We start from the raw sequence: 26962 nt of genomic DNA on the forward strand, positions 1-26962 counted from the left end.
CGCCATCGTCAATCGTCCGTCGGGCCGCACCAGCCGGGCAGATAGTCCGCGTCCTTGCTCTTGGCGAGCGCCAAGGCGTCCTTCATCGCCTTGTCGAAGTTCTTCGCAACCGCGTTCCGGTCGATGCGCCTGCGCAGGAAGTCCGCCCAGATGAATTCGCTGAACGGTGTCGTGTCCTTGGCGTAACCGCCCAGCCGGCGCAGCTCGCCTGCCACGCTTCGGTAAGGGTCATCGACCAGCTCGCCGATCGTCTTGGGGATCGCCGAATAATCGCGGCGCCGGCCGTTCTCGTCGAACGGGTGCATCCAGCCGCGATTGTCGAGCACGAAAAGAAACGCGTCCTTGTCGAGCGCGGACAAGTCGCTGATCACGGTGACGAGCACGTCCTTGACGCCTTCCTCGAGCAGGGCGCGGGCGAGATGATGGTGATCGGTGACGTAGTTGCGGTTTTTGGGCCCGAGCACCACCGGCACCATGTGTCTGCCGAGAAAGGCGCCGGTCTTCTTCTTGGCGTCCTGCTCCCGGATCATCTGGCGCTTCAGCTCAACCTCCCTCATGCCGACCGTGATCTGGGTCGGCCTCAATTCCTCGACGGGGACCGGGGTCACAATGGGTTCTCGCGGGTCGATCATGGCACGCCATCCTGTTCTTGCTGCTGCGGTTTCCCCGGGCCAAGTGCTTTGATCGCCGCGTCGACGCTGTGGAATATCCGCTGCGTGCCGACAATTTCAGCGATGCCGAACCGCTTCAGCGCCGCCTGGGCGCGCAGCGATTCCATGCGTGCGATAGCGAAGACCGCGCCTTTGTCGCGACAATGGCGGATGCTGTCGATCAGCGCCTGGGCGGCGGTGTAGTCGATCTCGACGATGTTGCTGGCCTCCAGCACCACCAGCTTCACGTCCTCGCTTCTGGCATCGATCAGGTCGGTGAGGCCGCGCTTGAAACGGTCGGCGTTGACGAAGGAAAGCGGCGCCTGGAAGGCCGCCACCAGCACGCCTGGGTGCTGCTCGCCTGCGATGGATTTGCTCGGCGGCCACCAGACCGACGTGCCCGGCACCTGCGCCAGCTCGATCGGCTCCGTGCGCGTCGAGCCCCAGATGCCGTGCAGCAGCGACAGGCCGATACCGATCGCGACGCCGGTTTCGATCGGCAGGACGACGATCGCGATCATGGTGATCAGGATCAGCGCGAACTCGACCGCCGCCTGGCGATAGACCTTGGCGAATACCTGCCAGCGCAGGATATGCTGGGCCACGAACATCAGCACGCCGGCAAGGGCGGCCTGCGGCACGTTGGCAAGCAGGCTTCCTCCAAAAGTGCTGAGCACCAGCACGATGGCCGCGGCGATCAGGCCCGACAGCTGCGAGCGACCGCCTGTCTGGGCGGCGATGGCCGTGCGCGGCGGGCTGGCGTTCACGGCAAAGGCGCCGAACAGGCCGGCTAAGATGCTGCCCGCGCCGACGCCGACGAAATCGCGGTTGACATCGGGCACCTCGCCATCCTGCGGTGCGAAGGAGCGGCTGGTAGCCGCTGTCTGCACCATGACGACAATGGCGATCAGCAGGGCGAGCGGGACAAGGGCTTGCGCATCCTGAAAGTCGGCGGTCGGCATGCCGGGAGCCGGCAACCCGTTCGGCAAGGCGCCGAGCACCTCGACGCCCCGGTTCTTCAGGTCGAAGGCGATGACCGCAAGCGTTGCCAGCACCATGCCGATCAACGCCGCCGGGATGCGAGGGCTGATACGCTCCGAGACGAAGACGATGGCGAACACGCCGAGCCCGAGCGCCAGGCTCCACGGATTGGTGAGGCGGAGACTGACGGCGATTTCACCGACGCGCCGCACCGTCTCGCCACCTTCCGGCGGCAGGCCGAGCAGACCCGGCAATTGCGAGACGATGATATGGACGGAAATGCCGGCTAGAAAACCGGTCGTGACCGGCACGGACAGGAGATCGGCAATCCAGCCGAGACGGAAAATGCCGCTGAGCGCCACCAGCAACCCCACCATGAGCGCCAGCATTGCCGCCAGCGCCAGATAATGCGGCGAGCCGGAGGTGGCGATCAGCGCGAGGCCGCCGGCGAACAATGGCGTGATCGTCGAATCCGCGCCGGCCGACAGGTGGCGGTTGGCGCCGAACAGCGCGAAGCCCACCGATCCGGCGACAAAGGCGAAGAAACCGATCTCCGGCGCGAAGCCGCCGAGGCGCGCCGTCGCCATCTGTTCGGGAATGGCGATCGCCGCGAGCGTGATGCCGGCCGCCAGATCGCCGTTGAGGTCCTTGACGCCCCAGCCGCTCAGCGCCCGCAAAGGCAGCCACGAGGCCAGGTTCACAGCACTTGCGGTTTTTGCCCGATCCATCGCCGACCTTGCCGCATGACGGCGAAAACGACCGTGGCCATATCGTCGCAATCAGCGGTATCCATTTGAAATTACCATCAAAATTGTCACTGGAAAAGTCCGGCCGACGTTGGAGTTTCGGCAAGGCTTCCTATATAAGCATGCAGTGATTCCCGACTGGATTGTGACCTGATTTGACCGACCAGAAGACACCGCGCGGGCCGGATGGCGGCCCCACCGGCATCGAGCCGATTTCGATCATCGAGGAGATGCAGCGCTCCTATCTCGATTACGCCATGAGCGTGATCGTCAGCCGCGCGCTGCCCGACGTGCGCGACGGCCTGAAGCCCGTGCATCGCCGCATCCTCTACGCCTCGCATGAGAGCGGCTACCACTGGAACCGCAAATATGTGAAGTCGGCGCGCCCGGTCGCCGACGTGATGGGTAAATACCATCCGCATGGCGACGCCTCGATCTATGACGCGCTGGTGCGCATGGCGCAGGACTGGTCGCTGCGCGTGCCGCTGATCGACGGTCAGGGCAATTTCGGCTCGATCGACGGCGATCCGCCGGCTGCGATGCGCTACACCGAGTCCAGGCTCACCAAGGTCGCGCATGAGCTGCTGGAAGACATCGACAAGGAAACCGTCGATTTCCAGGACACTTACGACGCGTCCGGCAGCGAGCCCAAGGTGCTGCCGGCCCGCTTCCCGAACCTTCTGGTCAACGGCTCCGGCGGCATCGCCGTCGGCATGGCCACCAACATCCCACCGCACAATCTCACCGAAGTCTGCAACGGCGCCATCGCCATCATCGACAATCCGGCGATTGACCTGACGGCGCTGATGGAGATCGTGCCCGGCCCGGATTTCCCGACCGGCGGCATCGTGCTTGGCCGTTCGGGCATCTACAACGCCTATTCGACCGGCCGCGGCTCGATCGTCATGCGCGGCCGCGTCAATATCGAGCAGCGCGGCAACGATCGTGAATCGATCATCGTCACCGAGATTCCCTATCAGGTGAACAAGGCCTCGATGATCGAGAAGATGGCCGAACTGGTGCGCGACAAGCGCATCGAGGGCATTTCCGACATCCGCGACGAGAGCGACCGCCAGGGCTACCGCGTCGTCGTCGAGCTGAAGCGCGACGCCGTCGCCGACGTCGTCCTCAACCAACTCTACCGCTTCACGCCGCTGCAGACCTCGTTCGGCGCCAACATGGTGGCGCTCAACGGCGGCAAGCCGGAAGTGATGACGCTGATCGACATGCTGAGGGCCTTTGTCGGCTTTCGCGAGGAAGTCGTCAGCCGTCGCACGAAGTATCTGCTGCGCAAGGCGCGTGAGCGGGCGCATGTGTTGGTCGGCCTGGCGATTGCCGTCGCCAACATCGACGAAGTGATCAAGCTCATCCGCACCGCACCCGACCCGCAGACGGCGCGCGAGCAGTTGATGGAACGGCGCTGGCCGTCTCACGACGTGGCGCCGCTGATCCAGTTGATCGACGATCCACGCCACCGCATCAATGAGGACGGCACCTACAATCTCTCCGAGGAGCAGGCGCGCGCCATCCTTGAACTGCGCCTGCAGCGCCTGACCGCGCTCGGCCGCGACGAGATCGCCGACGAGTTGAACAAGATCGGCGTTGAGATCGTTGATTTCCTTGATATTTTATCGTCTCGCGCGCGCATCCAGAAGATCGTCAAGGACGAGCTGGTCGCGGTCCGTGACGAGTTCGGCACACCGCGCCGCACGGAGCTGACCGACGGCGGTTCGGACATGGAAGACGAGGACCTGATCCAGCGCGAGGACATGGTCGTCACCGTCAGTCACTCCGGCTACATCAAGCGCGTGCCGCTTTCGCTCTACCGGGCGCAGCGCCGCGGCGGCAAGGGCCGCTCCGGCATGTCGACCAAGGAAGAGGATTTCGTCACCCGGCTGTTCGTGGCCAACACGCATACGCCGGTGCTGTTCTTCTCCTCGCGCGGCATCGTCTACAAGGAAAAGGTCTGGCGGCTGCCGATCGGCAACCCGCAGTCGCGCGGCAAGGCGCTGATCAACATGCTGCCGCTCGAGCAGGGCGAGCGCATCACCACGATCATGCCGCTGCCCGAGGACGAGACAAGCTGGGGCGAGCTCGACGTGATGTTCGCCACCACGCGCGGCACGGTGCGCCGCAACAAGCTGTCCGACTTCGTCCAGGTCAACCGCAACGGCAAGATCGCCATGAAGCTGGAGGAAGAGGGCGACGAGATCCTCGGCGTCGAGACCTGCACCGACAATGACGACGTGCTTCTGACGGCGAATTCGGGCCAGTGCATCCGCTTCTCGGTCGGCGATGTGCGCGTCTTCCAGAGCCGCAATTCCGTCGGCGTGCGCGGCATAACCATGGCCGAGACGGACCGCATCATCTCGATGTCGGTGATCGAAAATGTCGATGCGTCACCCGCCGAGCGCGCTGCTTATCTGAAGCGCGCGGCGGCAGAGCGCCGGCTTACCGCTGGTGCCACGGGCGACGAAGAGGAGATCGCGCTGACCAATGAAGAGGTCGGCGAGGAAGCCGAGCTCTCCGAGGAGCGCTATGAATTCCTCAAGGCGCATGAGCAGCTTGTGCTGACGGTGACCGAGTATGGCTATGGCAAGCGCTCGTCGTCCTACGATTTCCGCCTGACGGGTCGCGGTGGCAAGGGTATCCGTGCCACCGACGTGTCGAAAGTGACCGAAATCGGCCGTCTGGTCGCGACCTTCCCGGTCGGCAATGACGATCAGATCATGCTGGTTTCGGACGGGGGCACGGTCATCCGCGTGCCGGTCAACGGCATACGCTTCGCCAGCCGCGCCACCAAGGGCGTGACGATCTTCAACACGGCAGAAGGCGAGAAGGTTGTCTCGGTGGAGCGGATTTCGGAGCCGCAGTCGGACGAGGAGGGGGATGAAGCGCCGTCTGGCGAGGCGGGCGCCGACGATACGGGTGAGAGCGAATAGGGCTTGGCGTGAGGTCACCGGCCCCTTTGGGCCGGTGCGATCATGGTTGGATCAGTAGCGGCGGTAGACGTTGCGCCGGGCGAAGCCATCAAGACGCTTGGTGTTGGCCTTGACGCGCACCCGCGCTGCCTCCTGATGCAACCCTAATGCAGTAGCGATCAGCATCACGATGGTCATTGCAGTGGCAAGCATGTAGATCAGCATTTGCGTGTTCTCCTGCGCTTACAACGATGAAATGGTGATTTGGTTTCACCTCTTGAAGCGGCAACCTAATGAACGCTGCGTGAAACGTTCGTGATCGTCGCATTCATCTGTCGTTCATCGGCGCGAAAAGGTTCACGGCTAGAGCGGCTCACCGTTTCATGGAAACGGCGAACCGCTCTATCTCTTTGTTTTGCCGCAATTCCGGACGGAAGGCTACGGCGAAGTCGCCGAGCCTAACCGCTCACACTTTTCCTGGAATTGCTCTAGGCAATCGATGGGATTTGCCTTTGTTTGAGAGGCTCGCTAAAGCGTTTCACCGTTTCAGGGAAACGGCGAACCGCTCTATCTTTTGTTTTACGCAATTCCGGACGGAAAACCGTTCACACTTTTCCTGGAATTGCTCTAGAAGCCTGCCATGACCGAACGCACCGCCCTTTACGCCGGCTCCTTCGACCCGCTGACCAATGGCCATCTCGACGTGCTCAAGGCGTCGCTGGCGGTGGCCGACACCGTCTATGCGGCGATCGGCATTCATCCGGGCAAGAACCCGTTGTTTTCCTTCGAGGAACGCGTGAAGCTGATCGACGCGGCAACCAAAGCCGAGTTCGGCCGCGACGGCGATCGCATCAAGGTCGTTTCCTTCGACGGGCTGGTCATCGAGGCGGCCCGCAAGCACGGCGCTTCGATCATGATCCGGGGGCTGCGCGACGGCACCGACCTCGATTACGAGATGCAGATGGCCGGCATGAACGAGACGATGGCGCCGGAATTGCAGACGGTTTTTCTGCCCGCGAGCCCTTCGGTGCGCACCATTACCGCCACACTTGTGCGCCAGATTGCGTCGATGGGCGGCGACATCCGCCCATTCGTGCCGGCGGCCGTTGCCGGCGCTCTCACCGCCAAGTTCACCAAATAAGCTTTCCGGAGATCCCCATGCAGCTGAAGAAGCTTGCTTCGTTCCTTGTCGTGCTTGCCGGCCTTTTCGCGGCATCCATGCCGGCCGTTGCCGCCGACAAGGAAAACACCATGATCATCACGCTGAAGGATGGCGACGTGACCATCGCGCTGCGTCCAGATCTGGCACCCAAACATGTCGCGCAGATCAAGAAGCTGGTGCGTGACGGCGCCTATGACAATGTCGCCTTCCACCGCGTCATCGACGGCTTCATGGCCCAGACCGGCGACGTCAAATTCGGGAACATGAAGAAGGGATTCAACCCCGGAGCCGTCGGCACCGGCGGTTCCGACCTGCCCGACCTGCCGGCCGAATTCTCGCAGAGCGAGCAGTTCACCCGCGGCGTTCTCGGCATGGCCCGTTCGCAGGATCCGAATTCGGCCAACTCGCAGTTCTTCATCATGTTCGCGCCGGCGCCGAACCTCGATGGCCAGTACACCATCGTCGGCAAGGTGGTCGGCGGCATGGACCTCGTCGACAAGATCAAGAAGGGCGACGAGGCCGACAACGGCACGGTCACCGACCCGGACCGCATGATCAAGGTTCGCATCGCCGCCGACGGCAAGTAACTTCCTCAGTTTTCAAAAGGATTTCTGACATGGCTGACATCAAAGACCGCGAGAACGCGCTCATCATGGAAACGACCAAGGGCCAGGTCGTCATTGAAATGTATCCCGAGCTGGCGCCCGGCCACGTCGCCCGCATCAAGGAACTGGCGCGTGAAGGCGCTTATGACGGCGTGGTGTTCCACCGCGTCATCGACGGCTTCATGGCACAGACCGGCGACGTCAAGTTCGGCAATTCCTCGAAGCCCACATTCGCCCCGTCCCGCGCGGGCATGGGCGGCTCGGACAAGCCGGACCTCAAGGCAGAGTTCTCCAACGCCAATCACGGCCGCGGCACCTGCTCGATGGCACGCGCCCAGAACCCGAATTCGGCGAACTCGCAGTTCTTCATCTGCTTCGACGACGCTGCCTTCCTCAACCGTCAGTACACGGTGTGGGGCCAGGTCATCGAAGGCATGGAGAATATCGACAAGATCAAGCGCGGCGAGCCGGTTCAGGATCCCGACAAGATCGTGTCGCTGAAAGTCGCGGCCGACGTCAAGTAAAGGCAAACGATGATGGGCGCAGTCTGGTCCCTGCTTGGCATCCTGTCCGGCGCCTTCATCGCCATCCAGGCGCCGATCAACTCGCAATTGGCGCGCGGCCTCGGCCTTCCGGTCGCGGCCGCGGCGTTCTCCTTCCTGTCGGGCGCCATCGTCCTTGGCATCATTGCCTTCGCGGTGGTGAAGCTGCAAGGCATCGCGCTCGACTGGAAGGCGCCGGCGCCCTGGCTGTTCATCGCCGGCGGCATGCTCGGCGGCTTTTACGTGACGCTGTCGACGATCCTGACGCCGCGCATCGGCGCGGCTGCGCTGATGGCCTTCCTGGTCGCCGGGCAACTGCTCGCCGGCATGCTGATCGACCGCGCCGGTTTCCTTGGCGTCGCGGTGCGCGAAATATCGCTTGGCCGCGTCGCCGGCGCCGTGCTGCTGCTAGCCGGGGCGCTGCTCATCCGGCTCTACTGATGCGCGTCGACCTGTTCGATTTCGACCTGCCGGAGGAGCGCATCGCGCTTCGCCCGGCAGAGCCGCGCGACAGTGCCAGGCTGCTGGTTGTCAAACCGGGCGAAACGCTACAGGACAGCACCGTCAGCGATCTGCCGTCGCTGCTGCGCGAAGGCGACGTGCTGGTGTTCAACGACACCAAGGTCATTCCGGCTCAGCTGAAAGGCATCCGCAGGCGTGGCGAGGCTATGGCGCAGGTCGAGGCGACGCTTCACATGCGCGTGGCGCCGGACCGCTGGCAGGCCTTCATGCGGCCGGGCAAGCGCATCGCCGCCGGCGACCGCATCCATTTCGGCCATGACGGCAATTCCTGCTTCCTCGGCCAGCTCGACGCGACGGTGCTCGAGAAAGGCGAGGCGGGCGAGGCGCTGCTCGGCTTCGACCTTTCCGGACCGTTCCTCGACGAGGCGCTGCGCGCCGTCGGCCACATTCCGTTGCCGCCCTATATCGCCTCGAAGCGCGATGATGACGAGCGCGACCGCAGCGACTACCAAACCATCTATGCCAGGGACGAGGGCGCGGTCGCGGCCCCGACCGCCGGCCTGCATTTCACGCCGGAGCTGTTCGCCGCGCTCGACGCCAAGGGTGTCGAGCGCCGTTTCGTCACGCTGCATGTCGGCGCCGGCACCTTCCTGCCGGTGAAGGCCGACGACACGGTCGATCACAAGATGCATGCCGAGACCGGCTCGGTAAGTCCCGAGACAGCGGAGGCGCTCAATGCGGCCAAGGCACGGGGAGGCCGTATCATCGCTGTCGGCACGACATCGCTGCGCCTGCTGGAGAGCGCGGCGCGCGAAGACGGCAGGATCGAGCCCTGGTCCGGACCGACCGACATCTTCATCACGCCGGGCTACAGCTTCCGCACGGCCGATATGCTGATGACCAATTTCCATCTGCCGCGCTCGACGCTGTTCATGCTGGTCTCGGCCTTCAGCGGGCTGGAGACGATGCGTTCTGCCTATGCGCATGCCATCGATCACCGCTACAGGTTCTATTCCTATGGCGACGCCAGCCTGCTTTACCGAGCGGAGACGAGCGATGGACGATGATCTCGACAGCATGGACCGCGACAGCCTGATTGCTGAGGTGAAGAAGCTGCGCGCCGGCATCCGCGCGCATCGCGACACGACCGGACATGATCTCTGCTGGCATCACCCCGACCTCTGGGGCCTGCTGCCGGAAAAGACCGAGCCGGCGATCGCCGTGCCGCCATGGCCGAAATTCATGCGCGGCTGCATCCGCTACCGGCAGTCGCTCGACGAGCAGGCGCCCTGTGCGCCGGTGCACGACAAGGAATTCAATGGCTGAGAATTTCTCCTTCAAGCTCACCGCCACCGACGGCAGGGCGCGGCGCGGCCTGGTGTCGATGCCGCGCGGCGAGATCCGCACGCCGGCCTTCATGCCGGTCGGCACCGGCGGCACCGTCAAGGCCATGTATATGGACCAGGTGCGCGGGGTCGGCGCCGACATCATCCTCGGCAACACCTACCACCTGATGCTGCGGCCCGGCGCCGAGCGCGTGGCCAGGCTTGGCGGCCTGCATGAATTCGCGCGCTGGCCCTATCCGATCCTCACCGACAGCGGCGGCTTCCAGGTTATGTCGCTGTCGAAGCTCAGGAAGCTGACCGAACAGGGCGTCACCTTCCGCTCGCATATCGACGGCGCGCCCTACGAAATGTCGCCGGAGCGGTCGATCGAGATCCAGGGGTTGCTTGATTCCGACATCCAGATGCAGCTCGACGAATGCACAGCGCTCCCGGCCAAGCCCAACGAGATCGAGCGCGCCATGGAATTGTCGCTTCGCTGGGCCGAGCGCTGCAAGACGGCGTTCGGCGACCAGCCGGGCAAGGCGATGTTCGGCATTGTCCAGGGCGGCGACAGCGCGGCCTTGCGCGTGCGTTCGGCGCAGGCGCTGAAGGCGATGGACCTGAAGGGCTATGCCGTCGGCGGGCTGGCGGTCGGCGAGCCGCAGCCGGTGATGCTGGAGATGCTCGACATCACCTGCCCGGAACTGCCGGCCGACAAGCCGCGCTACCTGATGGGCGTCGGCACGCCGGACGATATCCTGAAATCGGTGGCACGCGGCATCGACATGTTCGACTGCGTGATGCCGACCCGCGCCGGCCGCCACGGCTTGGCCTACACGCGGCGCGGCAAGGTCAATCTCAGGAATGCCCGCCATGCCGACGATCCGCGGCCGCTCGACGAGGAAAGCGATTGCCCGGCCGCGCGTGATTACTCGCGAGCCTATCTGCATCACCTGGTACGCTCGCAGGAGGGGCTCGGCGCCATGCTGCTGACCTGGAACAACCTGTCCTACTATCAGAAGCTGATGCAGGACATCCGGGCAGCCATCGAGGCGCAGGCTTTTGAAGCGCGCGCCGCCGAGATCACCGAAGGCTGGACGCGGGGCGACGTCCCGGCCATCTAGCCGCTCGTCCGCGATTGACGGAGTTTCTGCCAGGGAGCAGAGTCATGTCTCGGGGATCAGCCATGGCTGTGACATTCGACTTTGCCGGCAAGACGGCGATCGTGACCGGTGGATCGAGGGGCATCGGCAAGGCCGTGGCCACGCAGCTGGCACGGTCGGGATCCGACGTCTGGATATGGGATGCCGACCCGGCGCCACTCGACGGAACCCGCAGCCAGACGGTCGACGTAACGACGGCAGGCGATGTCGAGAATGCTCTCCGCGAGGTAATCGCCGAGACCGGTCGGGTCGATATTCTGGTCAACAACGCGGGCTATCTCGGGCCTTATCGCAGCTTCGAGGCCTTCGAACCGGCCGAGTGGCAGCGCATCATCGGGATCAACCTCATCGGGACTTTCGAGGTCACGCACCAGGTTTTGCCGGTCATGCGCAAGGCCGGCAGCGGCCGCATCGTCAATATGGGGTCGCTGGCCGGCAAGGAGGGATTGCCTAACCTTGCTGCCTATTCAGCGGCGAGCGCGGGTATCATCGCTTTTACCAAAGCCTTGTCGCGCGAAGTTAATGACACCGGTATTCGCGTCAATTGCGTCGCGCCCGGGCCGATCGATACCGACCTTATCAGGCGACTTGGCAATGAAGTCGTCAGCGACATGATCGGGGCAAGTCCGCTCAAGCGCCTTGGCGCCGTTGATGAGGTCGCGGCGCTGGTACTCTGGCTTTGTTCCGATGCCGTCAGCTTCAACACAGGCGCGGTATTCGACATGTCCGGCGGCAGGGCTCGCTACTGAACACTGGCTTATGCGCTGAGCGACGTCGAGGCCCGCAGGCTGCAGGCCTCTGCTTGAGCGTGTGCGAACTATTTTGAAACGACTGCGACTATACAGATTGCCGGGATGATATCAGGCAAAGGCGGAGACCTTGCTCATCCCGGGACAAGCCGCAGCGTCGGGCGAGGCACAAACCAACCGCGCAAGCGGCTCTTCTGAGCCTGTTGCTGCCGTCCAACAATGGTCAGGAGCGGTATTGCTCGCTGTCGCGGCCATTGGGGTGGCTGGCCTCGTCCTGCGGCTGCTCGGCGCGCGTGGCGATCTCTGGTTGGATGAGATCTGGAGCCTGGTGCTGCTCGAGCCGCTCACCTCGATCGACCAGATATTCTGGCGCGTAAATCACGACAACAATCATTTCCTCAATTCGATCTACCTCTATTTGATCGGCCCCGATGCCTCGCCATTGCTTCAGCGCGGGCTGTCGATAGCGCTTGGTGTCGGCGCTGTCGTTGCCGCGGGGGCGGCTGCTCGCGGCCGGTGGGCCGCTGTCGCCACAAGCCTGCTGTTCGCCGTCAGCTATCCGATGGTTCACTACGGCTCGGAAGCAAGAGGCTATGCCGGCCTGGTGTTGTTCACGCTTCTTGCGGTCGTGTTGCTGGAGCGCCGGCTCGACAAACGGGGTTCGGGCATTGCGTTCGGGGCGATCGTCCTCCTCGGCTTTCTGTCTCATCTCATCATGGTAGAAACCGTGGCCGTCCTGGTAGCCTGGACCGCCTGGCTCATCTGGCGGCGCACCGGCAGCTTCGAGCGGGTCAATGCCGAGCTCGGTCAGATTTTCGCGCCGGCCTTCCTGGCTGTGCTGCCGCTCGCTGCCTGCATGCTCGTTGGCAGGCTGCTGTTTGGCTTCAGGATCGGCGGCGCCTTGCCATTCTCGCTTCAGGCCTTCGCGCAGGGCTATGGCGGAATGATCCGCTATCTGTTCGGCGTGCCGGATTGGATCGGCGGCTGGGTCTGTATTGTCGCCGCATGCGGCCTCGTCTGCGTCTGCGCCGCAATATGGCGCGACCGGCGGGCCAGCCTCTATCTCATCGGGATCGTCGGGTTGCCCATTGTCATGGCAATGGCGCGACTGCCCAATGCCGAATTCCAGCGTTACTTCCTCGTTCCCGCAACATTGATGTTGCTGTGGGCGGGCGAGTTGCTTGGGCGTGGTTTCGCCGCCGGGGGCAAGTACCGGGTGTTGGCGGCGGCCGCGATGGTGGCAATCCTTGCCGGCACGACGACGTTTCTGCTGCCATTCTATGAATATGGACGGGGATCCTACGCCACGATGGTCGACAAAATGACGCGTGACGGCACGGCGGACTACGCTACCAACCAGGAATTCCGGACCGTCATGATCGTCGGCTATTTTGCCAAACGCCTGGGACGCCAGGCATCGTTTGTCGCGAAAGACAAAATATGTGACGAACGTCCGTCCTGGCTGATCCTCGAAGGCGCCATCGACCGGCAGCCGCAACATGTCGATGCCGTGCCGGGCTGCAGGTCGACCTATGAGCGTGTCGACGCCTCGACGAGCTGGGGTCTTTCAGGCCTGGGCTGGACGCTGTATCAGCGCCGGAATTGAGTGCGGACCCAGTCGGAATCCGGACGTCACACGCCTTTGCTTGATTGCTCAAGTGCTGACCGAAGTCGAGGCCCGCAGGCTGCAGCCGGTGATCTTGAAACTGCCGTCAGGCTGCTGCTGCAGCGTATAGACCGCTTCATAGTCCTTGCCGTCGGGTCCGACGATCAGCACCTGCTGGACGATCGAACCGGGCCCGGTCTGCTCGACCTTGCCGAAAGAGTAGGATTGGGGCTTGCGCACCGGCGCGTAGCCGTTGGTCACCATGTTCATGAAGGTGTCGACGGTCGGAAAGATCTGCTTCACGTTCGGCGCGGCGAAACTATAGGCGGTGGCGCCGTCATTGGCGACGAAGGCCTTCAACTGGCTGTCTATGACGGTCTGGGCGGCCTTGATCTCGGCATCGCCGGCGAAGGCAAGCGAGGCTATCAACATTGGAACAAGGGCTAGTGCGAACAAAGCGCGGCGCATGGCTTGCCTCCCGGAATTCGCTTGGCGAACGCAATCTAACATACGCGTTTCGACATGGCGTGGTTTCACCAACCTGCGAAGATTTCGCCATTTCGGCGCCATGGGGCGGGATCAGGCACTCTTTGAGGCGCGCAGCGCGTGATGCTTGAAAGCCGGGCGGCAGTCTGCCACAAGGGCCGCTCATTCGTGAAGCAGGCTGGCAGGACCGGGCAATGAAGGCATTTTTCGTGCAGATTAAATGCGATCTGGGCAAATCCTATGAGGTCGCCAGCGCGCTCGCCGATGCCGAGATCGCCTCCGAGATCTACTCGACCGCCGGCAATTTCGACCTGCTCGCCAAATTTTATATCGATGACGAGGAGGACGTCGGCCACTTCGTCAACGAACGGGTGCAGATTCTGCCCGGAATCAAGGACACCTTCACCATCGTCACCTTCCGGGCGTTCTGACCGGCCTGGCGATGCCCCGCCGGGAAGCAGGAGCTGACCCGGCCTTGCCGCTCATGCCTTAAATTTAGGCAATTTGCATGGAGTGGCCTCCGCAGCTTCCTGAATCACCGATTGCGCTTGATTTTCTCCGGCGAGGCCAGTGAAATGGTCTCAGAGGGGAGTACGCGATTGGCAGCGTTCGACGAAATGCTTCCGGAAGTCTCCGGATTGAGAAGACCTTATGAGGCTTACGATCGCTGGCTGAAGGAGCAGGACCCGGCCAGGCTTACCGAGAAAATGCAGGATGCCGAGCGCGTCTTCCGCAAGACCGGCATCACCTTTGCCGTCTATGGCGAGCAGGAAGCTTCCGAGCGGCTGATTCCTTTCGACATTGTGCCGCGCATCCTCTCCGGCCAGGAATGGCGCCGGCTGACGCAGGGCATCGAGCAGCGCGTGCAGGCGCTGAACGCCTTTCTCGACGACATCTACCACCGCCAGGAGATCCTGCGCGCCGGACGGGTGCCGAGGGACCTCATCGCCAAGAACGAGGCGTTTCTGCCCGAGATGATCGGCGTCAAACCGCCGGCAGGCGTTTACACCCATATCATCGGCGTCGACATCGTGCGCATCTCGGAGAACGAGTTCTACGTGCTGGAGGACAATGCCCGCACGCCATCGGGCGTCTCCTACATGCTGGAGAACCGCGAGACGATGATGCAGCTCTTTCCGGAGCTGTTCCAGAAGATCAAGGTGCGGCCGGTCGAGAACTATCCGCAGCTCCTGCGCCAGTCGCTCGCCGCGGTGCGCCCGCAAAGCACCAAGGGCACGCCGACCATCGCCGTGCTGACGCCCGGTTCCTACAACTCGGCCTATTTCGAACATGCCTTCCTCGCCGACCAGATGGGTGTGCAACTCGTCGAAGGGCAGGATCTGCGTGTCGTCGACGGCCATGTCGCGATGCGCACGACCGAAGGCTACAAACAGATCGACGTGCTCTACCGGCGCGTCGATGATTCCTTCCTCGATCCGCTGACCTTCCGGCCGGACTCGGCACTTGGCGTGCCGGGCATCATGGATGTCTACCGCGCCGGCAACATCACCATCGCCAACGCGCCCGGCACCGGCATTGCCGACGACAAGGCGATCTATTCCTACATGCCGGAGATCGTCGAGTTCTACACCGGCCGCAAGGCGATCCTCGGCAACATCCCGACCTGGCGCTGCTCGGAAGCGGACAGCCTCAAATATGTGCTCGAGCACATCCACGAACTCGTCATCAAGGAAGTGCATGGCTCCGGCGGCTACGGCATGCTGGTCGGCCCGGCGGCGACCAAGAAGGAATGCCAGGAGTTCGCCAAGAAGCTGCAGGCAAAGCCTTCGAACTACATCGCCCAGCCGACGCTGGCGCTGTCGACCTGCCCGATCCTGACCGAAAAGGGCCTGGCGCCGCGCCATGTCGACCTTCGGCCCTATGTGCTGGTTTCCGACCGCATTCAGATCGTGCCGGGCGGCCTCACGCGCGTTGCCCTGAAGGAAGGCTCGCTGGTTGTGAACTCATCACAAGGTGGCGGGACGAAAGACACTTGGGTGTTGGATGATTGAAAGAGCGAGTAGCGAATAGCGAGTAGCGAGTAGGGAAAAGAGGGGAATACGACGGCAATCAATTCCTACAGAGATCTGATTGTTTGGAAGGCGGCCTTGAAGTTGGCGGTGGATTGCTACACGGCCACGAAAGGTTTTCCAAACAGCGAGGTGTATGGGATGACCTCTCAGATACGACGCTCGGCAGCTTCCATCGCTGCGAATGTTGCAGAAGGTCACGGAAGAGAAAGTACGGGAGTCTTTATTCAATTTCTTCGCACGGCGCAGGGCTCGCTGAAAGAGTTGGAAACACATCTCATCCTGTGTGGGGAGGTAGGATCGATGGTCGAAGCGGAGGTCGCCACCTTGCTTGGCCAAACTGATGAGATCGGGAAAATGCTACGTTCGATGATCAGGAGCCTGCAACAAAAGTCATGAAGTCCTTTTTCCGCTACTCGCTACTCGCTATTCGCTACTCGCTCGACATCGGAGCAAGCTGATATGCTTTTGGGCCGCACCGCCAACGGTCTCTACTGGATGAACCGCTATATCGAGCGGGCCGAAAACATGGCGCGCCTCGTCGATGCCGGTCTGCGCATGGCGCTGACGCGCACGCAGAGCGCGTCGGAGGAATGGAACTCGGTGCTGCTCAGTGCCGGCTCGGACATCGCCTTCAGCCAGAAGTATCAGGACTACACCGCAGCCAACGTCTCCGACTTCCTGCTGCGCGACATCTCGAACCCGTCGAGCACGATGTCGTCGATCGAGACGGCGCGTAACAATGCCCGCATGGTGCGCACGGCGCTGACGCGCGAAACCTGGGAAAGCATCAACGAAGCCTGGATGTCGCTGAAGCGTATGCTGGCGAGGCCGATCGACGAACGCGACCTGCCGACGGTGCTCGATGCCATCAAGCGCGAAACAGCGCTGATCCGCGGTTCGTTCTACGGCACGATGCTGCGCAACGAGATTTTCGATTTCTCGCAGCTCGGCACCTATGTCGAGCGCGCCGACAACACGGCGCGCATCCTCGACGTGAAATATTATGTGCTCTTGCCTTCACTGTCCTGGGTCGGCTCGACGCTCGACAACTACCAGTGGGAGTCGATCCTGCGCTCGGTGTCGGCGCACCGCTCCTATCGCTGGGTTTATGAAGCCGACTATAAGCCGACGAATATTGCCGACTATCTGATCCTCAATGTTCGCATGCCGCGCTCGCTGACCTTCTGCTACCGCTTCCTCGGCGAGCACCTGAAATTCCTCGCCGACGATTATGGCGCGCGCCATGCCTGCCACGGCACGGCCGAGAAGATCCAGGCGCTGCTCAAGAGGGGGTCGATCAAGGATATATTCGATCACGGCCTGCACGAGTTCCTGGCCGAGTTCATTCAGGACAACACCAAGCTCGGTGACGAGATCGCGCAAGACTACCGGTTCAATTGAGCATGCCTCCTAAAAGTGGGACCCGGTTTTCGGATAAGGTCATGCTCAAAGCGGAAGACAAGTTATGCGATTGAAAATCACCCACCGGACCGAATATCGCTACGATGCGCCGGTGCATTATTTGTTGCAGCGGCTGCGGCTGTTGCCGGTCAGCGGCCCGACGCAGACGGTCTTGTCCTGGGCGCTGAAGATCGAAGGTGCGCGCGAGGAAGTGCGCTTCAACGATCATTTCGGCAACGATAACAGGCTGCTGAGCGTCGAGGGCGAGCGCGACTTCATCACCGTCGAGGCCTCCGGCGAGGTTGTCACGCGCGACACAGCGGGCGTTTCGGGCCCACATCATGGCTTTGCGCCGCTGTGGCTGTTCAGCCAGGAGACCGCTTTGACCGTTCCCGGCGAGGGCATTCGCGACCTTGCCGCGGCGGTCGGCAACGGCGCCGACATTGAAAGGCTGCACAGGCTGATGGCGCTGATCGTCGAACGCGTCGCCTATACGCCGGGCACCACCAGCGTGACGACGCCGGCGGAAGAGGCTTTGGCGCTGAAGACCGGCGTTTGCCAGGATCACAGTCATATCTTTGTCGCAGGCGCGCGTGCCATGGGCTTTCCGGCCCGCTATGTCAGCGGCTATCTGATGATGGACGCGGCAATCGAGCAGGCGGCAAGCCATGCCTGGGCCGAAGCCCACGTGCAAGGTCTCGGCTGGGTCGCTTTTGACGCCGCCAACGGCATTTCCCCTGATGAGCGCTATGTCAGGGTGGCTACCGGCCGCGACTACCGCGACGCCTCGCCGGTGTCGGGAATTCGACTGGGACAGGCGGAGGAACAGCTTGCGGTCACCGTCACGGTAGAGCAGTAGTTCTCGGCGAGATTGCTGCCTGAAGAGATTCCATGACTTATTGCGTCGGCCTCAAGATCGATCGTGGGCTCGTGTTCATGTCGGACACGCGTACCAATGCCGGCATGGATTCGATCTCGACCTTCAAGAAGATGCATGTCTGGGAGCAACCGGGCGAGCGGGTGATCGTGCTGATGTCGGCCGGCAACCTTGCCACGACGCAGGCGGTCGTCAGCCTGCTCGACGAGCGCAACAAGGCGATCGGCGAGCGGCATGAGAAATTGCTCGAGACGCCTTCCATGTACCAGACGGTGCGGCTGGTCGGGGATACGGTCAAGGAAGTTATCGCGCATGCGTCGCCGGATGGCGAGAAGGCGGATTCCTATTTCAATGCCTCCTTCATTCTCGGCGGCCAGATCAAGGGCAGCCCGCCCAGGCTGTTCATGATCTACCCCGAGGGCAATTTCATCGAATCGACCGACGACACGCCGTTCTTCCAGATCGGCGAGACCAAATACGGCAAGCCGATCATCATCCGAGCCTATGATCGCGCGATGAGCTTGGCCGAGACCGTGAAGCTGCTGCTGGTCTCGTTTGACTCGACGCTGAAGTCGAACCTGTCGGTCGGCCTTCCGCTCGACCTTTTGTTCCTGGAACAGGACACGTTGAAGGTCGGCCTGAAGAAACGTATCGGTCGGGACGATCAGTACTATCTCGCCATTTCCGAGGGCTGGTCGAACGCGCTCAAGGCGGCTTTTGCCAGCCTGCCGGATTTTCCAGGGTAGCGCAGGCCGGGCGAAATTGCCGGCCATTGCCTCGATGTATTTAACATGTTAATCAAAATCCGAGGCGATCGGACTGGTCAGCGCGTCCGGCAAGCCGTTTGGAGGAAGCATGGACAATGACGAATTCCGCGACTGGTCGAGGCGGGCGGCCGATTGGGGCGTCGATTATCGTGCCGGTCTGCGCGACCGACCCGTGCGGCCGACCATCGCGCCGGGCGAGATTTTCAGGAGCATCGAGACCTCGCCGCCCGAAATGCCTGAGCCTATGGAAAAGATCTTCGCCGATTTCGAAGCGAAGATCGTGCCGGGCATGACGCATTGGCAGCATCCGCGTTTCTTCGCTTATTTCCCGGCCAATGCAGCGCCGGTGTCGGTCGTGGCGGAATATCTGGTCTCGGCGATGGCCGCGCAGTGCATGCTGTGGCAGACCTCGCCGGCGGCGACCGAGCTCGAGATGCGCATCGTCGACTGGATGCGCCAGGCGCTTGGCCTGCCGGAAGGCTTTTCCGGCGTCATCCAGGATTCGGCCTCGTCGGCGACGCTTGCGGCGGTGCTCACCATGCGCGAGCGGGCGCTCGACTGGCAGGGCAACAAGAAGGGCCTGGCGGGGCAGGGCAGGCTCCGCGTCTATTCCTCCGACCAGGTCCATACATCGATCGACCGCGCCATCTGGGTCTCCGGCATCGGCGAGGAAAACCTCGTCCGCATCCCGGTCAGCGGACGCTTCCGCGCGATGGACGCGGCGGCGCTGGAGACGGCTATCGTCGCCGATCGCAACGCCGGCCTGCTGCCGGCCGGCATCATCGCGTGCGTCGGCGGCACCAGCACCGGCGGCACAGACGACATTGCGGCGGTGGCCGCGATTGCGAAGCGGCACGGGCTTTACCTGCATGTCGACGCCGCTTGGGCCGGGTCGGCGATGATCTGCCCGGAATACCGGCATTTCTGGACCGGCGTCGAAGGCGCGGATTCCATCGTCTTCAACCCGCATAAATGGCTGGGCGCGCAGTTCGATTGCTCGATCCAGTTCGTGCGCCAGCCGGAAGACCTGGTGCGCACGCTGGCGATCAAGCCGGATTATCTGAAGACGCGAGGCCATGACGTCATCATCAACTATTCGGAATGGTCGGTGCCGCTCGGCCGACGGTTCCGGGCGCTAAAGCTCTGGTTTCTGCTGCGTGCCCATGGCCTCGAGGGCCTGCGCAATATGATCCGCAACCATGTCGCCTGGAGCGAAGGGCTTGCCGCGCGCCTGGCCAAGGAAGCGGATTTCGAGCTTGTTTCCGAACCCATGCTGTCGCTGTTTTCGTTCCGGCATCGCGCGACGTCCGGCGCGGATTTGGACGAGCACAATCTGCGCCTGGTCGACGCCATCAATGCGGATGGCCGGATCTATCTCACGCAGACCCGTGTGGATGGACGGGTTGCCATCCGCTTCCAGGCCGGCCAGTTCGAATCGACGGCAGCGGATGTCGATGCGGCCTTCAATGTCATCTGCGAATGTGCGAGATCGCTCGCATCCTGAGATAGCTGCCGAAACGCGGCCGGGGAGAAGATCGTGACCGTCCGCGACGCGACAGCGCAAAATCTTACGGGCGTCTGGAATGGCCGCTATTTCTATCCGCGCGAGCTGGCGCCGGTCTCCTTCGTTGCGACGCTTTTCGAGACGGCATCCGGTTTGACGGGAACGACGCATGAGCAGGCCGGTCCGGCCAGCAGCGCCTTGCGCTATGCGACCTTGGAGGGACGGCGCGACGGCAAAGCGGTTGCTTTCGTGAAGACCTACGCCAACGCCGGATCGCATGTGCAGCCGATCGACTACAGCGGACGCCTGAACGGCGATGCCACTGAGATCGAAGGGACCTGGCGTATCCGCGGGAACTGGTCGGGCAGGTTTCTGATGATCCGCTCACCGGGCAAGGCCGCTTCCGTGGAGCGCAAGGTGGCGGAGCGCGTCTGATACCTGGAGTGGGCGGCGTGTTGATTGCGGCCACCCGAAATTTCATTAGCCGACCGGTTGCCTTTTCACTGCTTTCGTTTTCTCGTATAGAGGGGAAAAACGAAAACGAGAGGATGCGCGATGTTTCTTTCGCCACGCCACGCCGAAATCATCCAGATGGCGAAAGACCATGGCCGGGTGCTGGTCGATGACCTAGCGACGCATTTCAACGTGACTCCCCAGACCATCCGCAAAGACCTCAACGATCTGTGCGATCAGCGCCTGCTGACCCGCATCCATGGCGGCGCGCTGTTCCCGTCCGGCATCGAGAACATGGAGTATGAGGCGCGGCGCAAGATTGCCGCCGACGAGAAGGAAGCGATCGGCGGCGCGGCGGCGAGGTTGATCCCGGACAACGCCTCGCTGTTCATCAATATCGGCACCACGACGGAGGCCGTCAGCAAGGCGTTGCTCGACCATAGCGGGCTTATGATCATCACCAATAACATCAATGTTGCCAATAGGATGCGCATCTATCCTACGATCGAGGTGGTGATCGCCGGCGGTGTGGTGCGCGGCTCCGACGGCGGCATTGTCGGCGAGGCGGCCGTCGATTTCATCCGCCAGTTCAAGGTCGATTACGCCGTCATCGGCGCCTCGGCGATCGACCATGACGGCGCGCTGCTCGATTTCGATTTCCGCGAGGTGAAGGTGGCGCAGGCCATCATCGCCAATGCCCGCCATGTCATTCTGGTCTCCGACCGGACCAAGTTCGAGCGCACGGCGCCGGTTCGGATCGGCCATCTCTCGCAGGTGAATACCTTCATCACCGATCGTTGCGAGATACCCTCGATCCGCAAAATCTGCGAGGAGACCGAGGTTCGGCTGATCGAGACAGCGCTCGAATAGGGCTCGTATTCAGGGTTGTCTCACCCAGCTGTGATATTTCGTTTGACATTCGGTTTGAGTTCGAAATAATCCCGCCACGGTTTCGTAAAACACAAAAATGGTGCAATGCGAAATCGTTGGAGGATTCCTTGGACGCATCTCCGATCCATGACATTTTCGTCATAGGCGGCGGCATCAACGGCTGCGGCATAGCCCGCGACGCCGTTGGTCGCGGATTTTCGGTATACCTCGCCGAGATGAACGATCTCGCCAGCGGAACCTCGTCAGGCTCGACCAAGCTCATCCATGGCGGCCTTCGCTATCTCGAATTCTACGAGTTCCGGCTGGTGCGCGAAGCACTGATGGAGCGCGAGGTTCTGTGGAAGAACGCGCCGCACATCATCTGGCCGATGCGCTTCGTGCTGCCTTACGCCAAGGGCCTCAGGCCCGCCTGGCTGATCCGGCTCGGACTTTTCCTCTACGATCATATCGGCGGGCGCAAGCTGCTGCCGGCGACGAAGACGCTGGACATGGCCAGCGATCCGGCAGGCAAGCCGCTCAAGCCATTGTTCCGCAAGGCTTTCGAATATTCGGACGGTTGGGTCAATGATGCGCGCCTGGTGGCGCTGAACGCCCGTGACGCCGCCGACCGGGGCGCCATTGTCCGCACCCGCACCAAGGTCGTCAGCGCGCGGCGCGACGGCGCGCTTTGGACCGTAAAAGTGCAGAATGTGCTTACCGGTGAGACTGAAGAGGTTCGCGCGCGGCTTCTCGTCAACGCCGCCGGCCCGTGGGTCGATCACGTATTGCAGACCGCCGTCGGCCAGAACGAAGTCCATAATGTCCGCCTCGTGCAGGGCAGCCATATCGTCGTCAGCAAGAAGTTCGACGATCCGCGCGCCTATTTCTTCCAGAACAAGGATGGCCGCATCATCTTCGCCATTCCTTACGAGGAAGAATTCACGCTGATCGGCACCACCGACCGCGACTATCCTGGCGATCCGCATGAGGTGAAGATCTCCGATACCGAGATCGACTATTTGTGCGCCGCGGCAAGCGAATATTTCGCGCAGCCCGTGAAGCGCTCCGACATCGTCTGGACCTATTCGGCGGTGCGTCCGCTCTATGACGACGGTGCCTCCAAGGCGCAGGAGGCGACGCGCGACTACGTGCTGAAGGCCGATGGCGGGGAGGGCGCGGCCCCCTTGGTCAACGCCTTCGGCGGCAAGATCACGACCTTCCGCCGGCTGGCGGAATCGATGCTGGAGAAGATCGAAGGTTTTCTCGGCAAGCGCGGCAAGCCGTGGACGCATGACGCGCCGCTGCCTGGCGGCGATTTTCCGGCGACCGGTTTCGATGCCCAGGTCGCCAGGCTGAAGAGCACCTATCCGTTCCTCGACCAGCGGCTGGCGCGCCGGTTCACCCGGCTTTACGGCACGCGCGCGGAAAAGCTGCTCGGGCTCGCCAAGTCGAATGCCGATCTCGGCCGCAATTTCGGCGCCGACGTTTTTGAAGCGGAAGTTCGCTATCTGGTTGAAAACGAATGGGCGGTCACCGCCGAGGACGTGCTTTGGCGCCGCACCAAGCGCGGCCTGCATTTCAGCCGTGAACAGACGGCGGCACTGGAAGAATTCATGCGCGGACTGAGCAGCCGCCATGTCGCTGCGGCGGAATAAGGATCTACCGCTGTTGCGCAAGGCCTGGGAGGAGGCGTGATGCTGGAACTGAGGAACGTGACTAAGACGGTCGGCGCGCAGGAGCACATCCGCGACGTGTCGCTGACGCTTCAGCACGGCTCGCTGAACGTCCTTCTCGGGCCGACGCTCTCCGGCAAGACCAGCCTGATGCGGCTGATGGCAGGTCTCGACGCGCCGACTTCCGGCTCGGTCTGGTTCGACGGCAAGGACGTCACCGGGCAGCCGGTGCAGAAGCGCAACGTTGCCATGGTCTACCAGCAGTTCATCAACTACCCGGCGATGACCGTCTACGAGAACATCGCCTCGCCGCTTCGGGTTGCCGGCGTCGACCGGGCCAGGATCGACAAGGAGGTGCGGAACGCCGCCGCGCTGCTAAAGCTCACGCCTTATCTCGACCGCACGCCGCTCAACCTGTCCGGCGGCCAGCAGCAGCGCACGGCGCTTGCCCGCGCCATCGTCAAGAATGCCAGCCTGGTGCTGCTCGACGAGCCTTTAGCCAATCTCGACTACAAGCTGCGCGAGGAGCTGCGCGCCGAGCTGCCGAAGATCTTTGCCGCTGCCGGCACGATCTTCGTCTATGCCACGACCGAACCACACGAGGCGCTCTTGCTCGGCGGCAATACGGCTACACTTTCGGAAGGCCGGGTCACGCAATTCGGCCCGACCGTCGAAGTGTTCCGCAAGCCGGTCGACCTGGTGACGGCGAGGACTTTCGCCGATCCGCCGCTCAACACCATCGTGCTCGCCAAGAAGGGGTCGGACTTCCTGCTCGAAGGCGGCGTCAAGCTGCCGGTGCCGCCGGAGCTCAACGGCATTCCGGACGCCAGCTATACGATCGGTTTCCAGCCGCACCATCTGTCGCTGGAGCGGCCGAACGCCAGCGCCGTGCCGGTGCGGGCCAAGGTCACCATCACCGAGATCACCGGCTCGGAAAGCTTCGTCCACCTCGACTTCGCCGATGCGCGTTGGGTGATGCTTGCGCATGGCATTCTCGACTTCGAGACCGACGACGAGGTCGAGGTGTACATCGATCCACGCCACATCATGGCTTTCGACCAGAACGGCCGCGCCGTGACTGCGTCGAAGCTGGCGGCCTGAGGAGCAAAGCGATGGCGCGCATCGAGGTCAACCATATCCGCCACTCCTACCTGCCCAACCCGCAGAAGGATTCCGATTTCGCGCTGAAGGAGGTGCATCACACCTTCGAGGATGGCGGCGCCTATGCGCTGCTTGGACCTTCGGGCTGCGGCAAGACCACCTTGCTCAACATCATTTCGGGACTGCTGCATCCCTCGCACGGCCAATTGCTGTTCAACGGCCGGGACGTGACCAACCTGTCGACACAGGAGCGCAACATCGCCCAGGTGTTCCAGTTCCCGGTCATCTACGACACCATGACCGTCTACGACAATCTGGCCTTCCCGCTGCGCAATCGCCGCGTGCCGGAAGCCGATGTCGACCGCAAGGTACGCGAAACGCTCGACATGATCGATCTCGCCTCGATGGCGAAGAAGAAGGCACGCGGGCTCACCGCCGACCAGAAGCAGAAGATCTCGCTTGGACGCGGCCTGGTGCGCTCGGATGTCAACGCCATCCTGTTCGATGAGCCGCTGACGGTGATCGACCCGCATATGAAATGGGTGCTGCGCTCGCAGTTGAAGCAGCTGCACCGCCGCTTTGGCTACACCATGGTCTATGTCACGCATGACCAGACCGAAGCGCTGACTTTCGCCGACCGAGTGGTGGTCATGTATGACGGCGAGATCGTGCAGATAGGCACGCCGGCGGAACTCTTCGAGCGCCCGCGCCATACCTTTGTCGGCTATTTCATCGGCTCGCCAGGCATGAACGTGCTGCCGGTGGCGCTCGAGGGCAGGACCGCGAGGCTCGGCGCGCAGCGCATCGAGCTGCCCGGGGTGCCGAAGGCCGAAACCGGTGCCGTCGAACTTGGCATCCGTCCCGAATATGTGCGGCTCGGCCGTGAAGGGATGGCCGTCCAGGTCAGCAAGGTCGAGGACGTCGGCCGCCACAAGGTGGTGCGCGCCAACCTGGAGGGTAGAGAAATTGCAGCGGTGATCGGCGAGGACGATGAAGTTCCGGCCGACCCGAAGGTCCGATTCGATCCCGCGGGTATCAACATCTATGCCGATTCCTGGCGCGTCGAGATGGGGGCGTAGATGAACAAGACCTGGAACAACAAGGCATGGTTCCTTGTCCTGCCGATGCTGGTGCTGGTGGCCTTCTCGGCCGTCATCCCGCTGATGACCGTCGTCAACTATTCGGTGCAGGACACGTTCGGCAACAACGTCTTCTTCTGGGCCGGCACCGAATGGTTCGAGGACCTTCTGCATTCCAGCCGCTTCTGGGAAGCGATGGTGCGCAACCTGATCTTCTCCTTCATCATCCTGGCGATCGAGGTGCCGCTCGGCATCTTCATCGCGCTCAACATGCCGAAGAAGGGCTGGGGCGTGCCGGTCTGCCTGGTGCTGATGGCACTGCCGCTGCTGGTTCCGTGGAATGTCGTCGGCACGATCTGGCAGGTGTTCGGCCGCAACGACATCGGCCTGCTCGGCTACTACGTCAATGCGCTGGGCATCGACTACAACTATGTCCAGGATCCGATCGACGCCTGGGTCACCGTCATCATCATGGATGTCTGGCACTGGACCAGCCTGGTCGTGCTGCTCTGTTATGCCGGACTGGTCTCTATTCCCGACGCCTTCTACCAGGCAGCCAAGATCGACGGCGCCTCGCGCTGGGCGGTGTTCCGCTACATCCAGCTGCCGAAGATGCAGCGCGTGCTTTTGATCGCCGTGCTTTTGCGCTTCATGGACAGTTTCATGATCTATACCGAGCCCTTCGTCGTCACTGGCGGCGGTCCGGGCAATTCTACCACTTTCCTGTCGATCGACCTGGTCAAGACGGCGCTCGGCCAGTTCGACCTCGGTCCGGCAGCCGCGATGTCGCTGGTCTACTTCCTCATCATCCTGTTGTTGTCGTGGGTGTTCTACACCGTGATGACCAACTACGACGCGGAGAGCTGAGATGGCGGGCGCCAACGAGACGACACGCGTGAGCGAAGCGGCGATCACCGAGGTCGGCAGCACGCTGTCGCAGGACGAGGTGGCAAAGCTGATGCGCCGCCGCGGCGAGGAATCGCGCTGGTGGTGGATCGTGCCGACGCTCTACATCATCGTTATCCTGCTGCCGATCTACTGGCTCATCAACATGAGCTTCAAGACCAATGCGGAGATCGTGTCGTCGCTGACGCTGTTCCCGCACAATCCGACACTCGCGAATTACCGCACCATCTTCACCGACGCATCCTGGTATTCGGGCTACATCAACTCGATCACCTATGTGGTCATGAACATGGTTATCTCGGTGGCGGTGGCGCTGCCGGCGGCCTACGCCTTCTCGCGCTATCGCTTCCTCGGCGACAAGCATCTGTTCTTCTGGCTGCTCACCAACCGCATGGCGCCGCCCGCGGTGTTCGCGCTGCCGTTCTTCCAGCTCTATTCGGCCTTCGGTCTCATCGACACGCATATCGCGGTGGCGCTGGCCCACTGCCTGTTCAACGTGCCGCTGGCGGTCTGGATCCTCGAAGGCTTCATGTCGGGCGTGCCGAAGGAGATCGACGAGACCGCCTATATCGACGGCTACTCGTTCCCGCGCTTCTTCGTAAAAATCTTCATGCCGCTGATCGCGAGCGGCATCGGCGTCGCCTGCTTCTTCTGCTTCATGTTCTCGTGGGTGGAACTCTTGATCGCGCGTACGCTGACCACCACCGACGCCAAGCCGATCGCCGCCACCATGACCCGCACAGTCTCTGCAGCCGGCATGGACTGGGGCCTGCTCGCCGCCGCCGGCGTGCTGACGCTGATCCCCGGCGCGCTGGTGATCTGGTTTGTCCGTAACTACATCGCGAAGGGCTTCGCCCTGGGGAGGGTGTGATGAAACAAACGCATGAGTTCATCCTCACC

General features: G+C 62.5%; 28 protein-coding genes. 24 read left to right on the plus strand and 4 right to left on the minus strand.

The genetic code is table 11. The features are described 5' to 3' along the window. Positions 1 to 8: 8 nt before the first annotated feature. Together RFM98_RS03330 and RFM98_RS03335 are read right to left on the minus strand one after the other, a co-directional pair. Positions 9 to 632, minus strand: coding sequence for a ParB-like protein (locus tag RFM98_RS03330; protein ID WP_320307480.1), 624 nt, complete (start codon positions 630 to 632; stop codon positions 9 to 11). Next, a complete protein-coding gene (locus RFM98_RS03335; protein ID WP_320307481.1) occupies positions 629 to 2359 on the minus strand; it encodes a SulP family inorganic anion transporter in 1731 nt (576 codons plus the stop codon). The genes RFM98_RS03330 and RFM98_RS03335 overlap by 4 nt, the downstream gene beginning before the upstream one ends. A gap of 173 nt (positions 2360 to 2532) precedes the next feature. Here RFM98_RS03335 and gyrA point away from each other — a divergent pair, with 173 nt between their 5' ends. Then, entirely contained in the window at positions 2533 to 5319 is a 2787-nt protein-coding gene (gene gyrA, locus RFM98_RS03340; protein WP_320307482.1) for a DNA gyrase subunit A, read from the plus strand. Positions 5320 to 5370: 51 nt separating this feature from the next. Here gyrA and RFM98_RS03345 read toward each other — a convergent pair whose 3' ends face one another. Further along, positions 5371 to 5523, minus strand: coding sequence for a hypothetical protein (locus RFM98_RS03345; protein ID WP_320307483.1), 153 nt, complete (start codon positions 5521 to 5523; stop codon positions 5371 to 5373). A gap of 415 nt (positions 5524 to 5938) precedes the next feature. Between RFM98_RS03345 and coaD the strand changes: the two genes are divergently transcribed. The 9 genes from coaD (at position 5939) to RFM98_RS03390 (ending at position 12912) form a co-directional block, all read left to right on the plus strand. Next, complete coding sequence (coaD, locus tag RFM98_RS03350) at positions 5939 to 6439, plus strand: pantetheine-phosphate adenylyltransferase (RefSeq protein WP_320307484.1); 501 nt, start codon at positions 5939 to 5941, stop codon at positions 6437 to 6439. A gap of 77 nt (positions 6440 to 6516) precedes the next feature. Then, a complete protein-coding gene (locus tag RFM98_RS03355; protein ID WP_320307547.1) occupies positions 6517 to 7047 on the plus strand; it encodes a peptidylprolyl isomerase in 531 nt (176 codons plus the stop codon). Positions 7048 to 7076: 29 nt separating this feature from the next. Continuing rightward, entirely contained in the window at positions 7077 to 7589 is a 513-nt protein-coding gene (locus RFM98_RS03360) for a peptidylprolyl isomerase (RefSeq protein ID WP_320307485.1), read from the plus strand. 9 nt (positions 7590 to 7598) lie between these two features. After that, complete coding sequence (locus tag RFM98_RS03365) at positions 7599 to 8048, plus strand: DMT family transporter (protein WP_320307486.1); 450 nt, start codon at positions 7599 to 7601, stop codon at positions 8046 to 8048. Beyond that, positions 8048 to 9136 (plus strand): tRNA preQ1(34) S-adenosylmethionine ribosyltransferase-isomerase QueA, encoded by a 1089-nt coding sequence (queA, locus tag RFM98_RS03370; protein WP_320307487.1) that lies wholly within the window; start codon positions 8048 to 8050, stop codon positions 9134 to 9136. Before RFM98_RS03365 ends, queA begins: the two co-directional genes overlap by 1 nt. Continuing rightward, positions 9126 to 9395: a hypothetical protein gene (locus RFM98_RS03375; RefSeq protein ID WP_320307488.1), complete on the plus strand. Its 270-nt coding sequence runs from the start codon at positions 9126 to 9128 to the stop codon at positions 9393 to 9395. The genes queA and RFM98_RS03375 overlap by 11 nt, the downstream gene beginning before the upstream one ends. Then, positions 9388 to 10518, plus strand: a complete 1131-nt coding sequence (gene tgt / locus RFM98_RS03380; protein ID WP_320307489.1) for a tRNA guanosine(34) transglycosylase Tgt — start codon at positions 9388 to 9390, stop codon at positions 10516 to 10518. The genes RFM98_RS03375 and tgt overlap by 8 nt, the downstream gene beginning before the upstream one ends. 62 nt (positions 10519 to 10580) lie before the next feature. After that, positions 10581 to 11306, plus strand: a complete 726-nt coding sequence (locus tag RFM98_RS03385) for an SDR family NAD(P)-dependent oxidoreductase (RefSeq protein WP_320307490.1) — start codon at positions 10581 to 10583, stop codon at positions 11304 to 11306. 235 nt (positions 11307 to 11541) lie between these two features. Continuing rightward, complete coding sequence (locus RFM98_RS03390) at positions 11542 to 12912, plus strand: glycosyltransferase family protein (protein WP_320307491.1); 1371 nt, start codon at positions 11542 to 11544, stop codon at positions 12910 to 12912. 48 nt (positions 12913 to 12960) lie between these two features. On the opposite strand, the gene RFM98_RS03395 is transcribed toward RFM98_RS03390, so the two are convergent. After that, the gene (locus RFM98_RS03395) at positions 12961 to 13380 is read right to left on the minus strand and encodes a DUF4864 domain-containing protein (RefSeq protein WP_320307492.1); all 420 of its coding nucleotides are present in this window, start codon (positions 13378 to 13380) and stop codon (positions 12961 to 12963) included. 212 nt (positions 13381 to 13592) lie between these two features. On the opposite strand from RFM98_RS03395, the gene RFM98_RS03400 reads away from it, so the two are divergent. From RFM98_RS03400 to RFM98_RS03465, 14 genes are all read left to right on the plus strand, one after another. Beyond that, positions 13593 to 13829: an Lrp/AsnC ligand binding domain-containing protein gene (locus tag RFM98_RS03400; protein ID WP_112098429.1), complete on the plus strand. Its 237-nt coding sequence runs from the start codon at positions 13593 to 13595 to the stop codon at positions 13827 to 13829. A 168-nt stretch (positions 13830 to 13997) separates the two neighbouring features. Then, positions 13998 to 15410 (plus strand): circularly permuted type 2 ATP-grasp protein, encoded by a 1413-nt coding sequence (locus tag RFM98_RS03405; RefSeq protein ID WP_320307493.1) that lies wholly within the window; start codon positions 13998 to 14000, stop codon positions 15408 to 15410. 57 nt (positions 15411 to 15467) lie between these two features. Next, entirely contained in the window at positions 15468 to 15827 is a 360-nt protein-coding gene (locus RFM98_RS03410; protein WP_320307548.1) for a four helix bundle protein, read from the plus strand. 63 nt (positions 15828 to 15890) lie between these two features. Further along, complete coding sequence (locus RFM98_RS03415) at positions 15891 to 16832, plus strand: alpha-E domain-containing protein (RefSeq protein ID WP_320307494.1); 942 nt, start codon at positions 15891 to 15893, stop codon at positions 16830 to 16832. A 64-nt stretch (positions 16833 to 16896) separates the two neighbouring features. Beyond that, positions 16897 to 17691 carry a transglutaminase family protein gene (locus RFM98_RS03420; RefSeq protein ID WP_320307495.1) on the plus strand — a complete coding sequence of 265 codons (795 nt, stop codon included), beginning with the start codon at positions 16897 to 16899 and terminating at the stop codon, positions 17689 to 17691. Between the two features lie 32 nt (positions 17692 to 17723). Then, a complete protein-coding gene (locus RFM98_RS03425) occupies positions 17724 to 18455 on the plus strand; it encodes a proteasome-type protease (protein WP_320307496.1) in 732 nt (243 codons plus the stop codon). A gap of 109 nt (positions 18456 to 18564) precedes the next feature. Next, positions 18565 to 19980: a pyridoxal phosphate-dependent decarboxylase family protein gene (locus RFM98_RS03430; RefSeq protein ID WP_320307497.1), complete on the plus strand. Its 1416-nt coding sequence runs from the start codon at positions 18565 to 18567 to the stop codon at positions 19978 to 19980. Between the two features lie 33 nt (positions 19981 to 20013). Then, the gene (locus tag RFM98_RS03435) at positions 20014 to 20415 is read left to right on the plus strand and encodes a hypothetical protein (RefSeq protein WP_320307498.1); all 402 of its coding nucleotides are present in this window, start codon (positions 20014 to 20016) and stop codon (positions 20413 to 20415) included. A gap of 120 nt (positions 20416 to 20535) precedes the next feature. Continuing rightward, the gene (locus tag RFM98_RS03440; protein ID WP_320307499.1) at positions 20536 to 21303 is read left to right on the plus strand and encodes a DeoR/GlpR family DNA-binding transcription regulator; all 768 of its coding nucleotides are present in this window, start codon (positions 20536 to 20538) and stop codon (positions 21301 to 21303) included. Positions 21304 to 21431: 128 nt separating this feature from the next. Next, positions 21432 to 22958 carry a glycerol-3-phosphate dehydrogenase gene (glpD, locus tag RFM98_RS03445; protein ID WP_320307500.1) on the plus strand — a complete coding sequence of 509 codons (1527 nt, stop codon included), beginning with the start codon at positions 21432 to 21434 and terminating at the stop codon, positions 22956 to 22958. Between the two features lie 39 nt (positions 22959 to 22997). Then, on the plus strand, positions 22998 to 24077 hold the full coding sequence (locus RFM98_RS03450) for an ABC transporter ATP-binding protein (RefSeq protein ID WP_320307501.1): 1080 nt from the start codon (positions 22998 to 23000) through the stop codon (positions 24075 to 24077). Between the two features lie 11 nt (positions 24078 to 24088). Further along, positions 24089 to 25156, plus strand: coding sequence for an ABC transporter ATP-binding protein (locus RFM98_RS03455; protein ID WP_320307502.1), 1068 nt, complete (start codon positions 24089 to 24091; stop codon positions 25154 to 25156). Then, complete coding sequence (locus tag RFM98_RS03460; protein WP_320307503.1) at positions 25157 to 26023, plus strand: carbohydrate ABC transporter permease; 867 nt, start codon at positions 25157 to 25159, stop codon at positions 26021 to 26023. Between the two features lies 1 nt (position 26024). Continuing rightward, positions 26025 to 26933: a carbohydrate ABC transporter permease gene (locus RFM98_RS03465; RefSeq protein ID WP_320307504.1), complete on the plus strand. Its 909-nt coding sequence runs from the start codon at positions 26025 to 26027 to the stop codon at positions 26931 to 26933. Positions 26934 to 26962 lie beyond the last annotated feature (29 nt).

Source organism: Mesorhizobium australafricanum, from assembly GCF_033977265.1.
GTDB lineage: Bacteria > Pseudomonadota > Alphaproteobacteria > Rhizobiales > Rhizobiaceae > Mesorhizobium > Mesorhizobium australafricanum.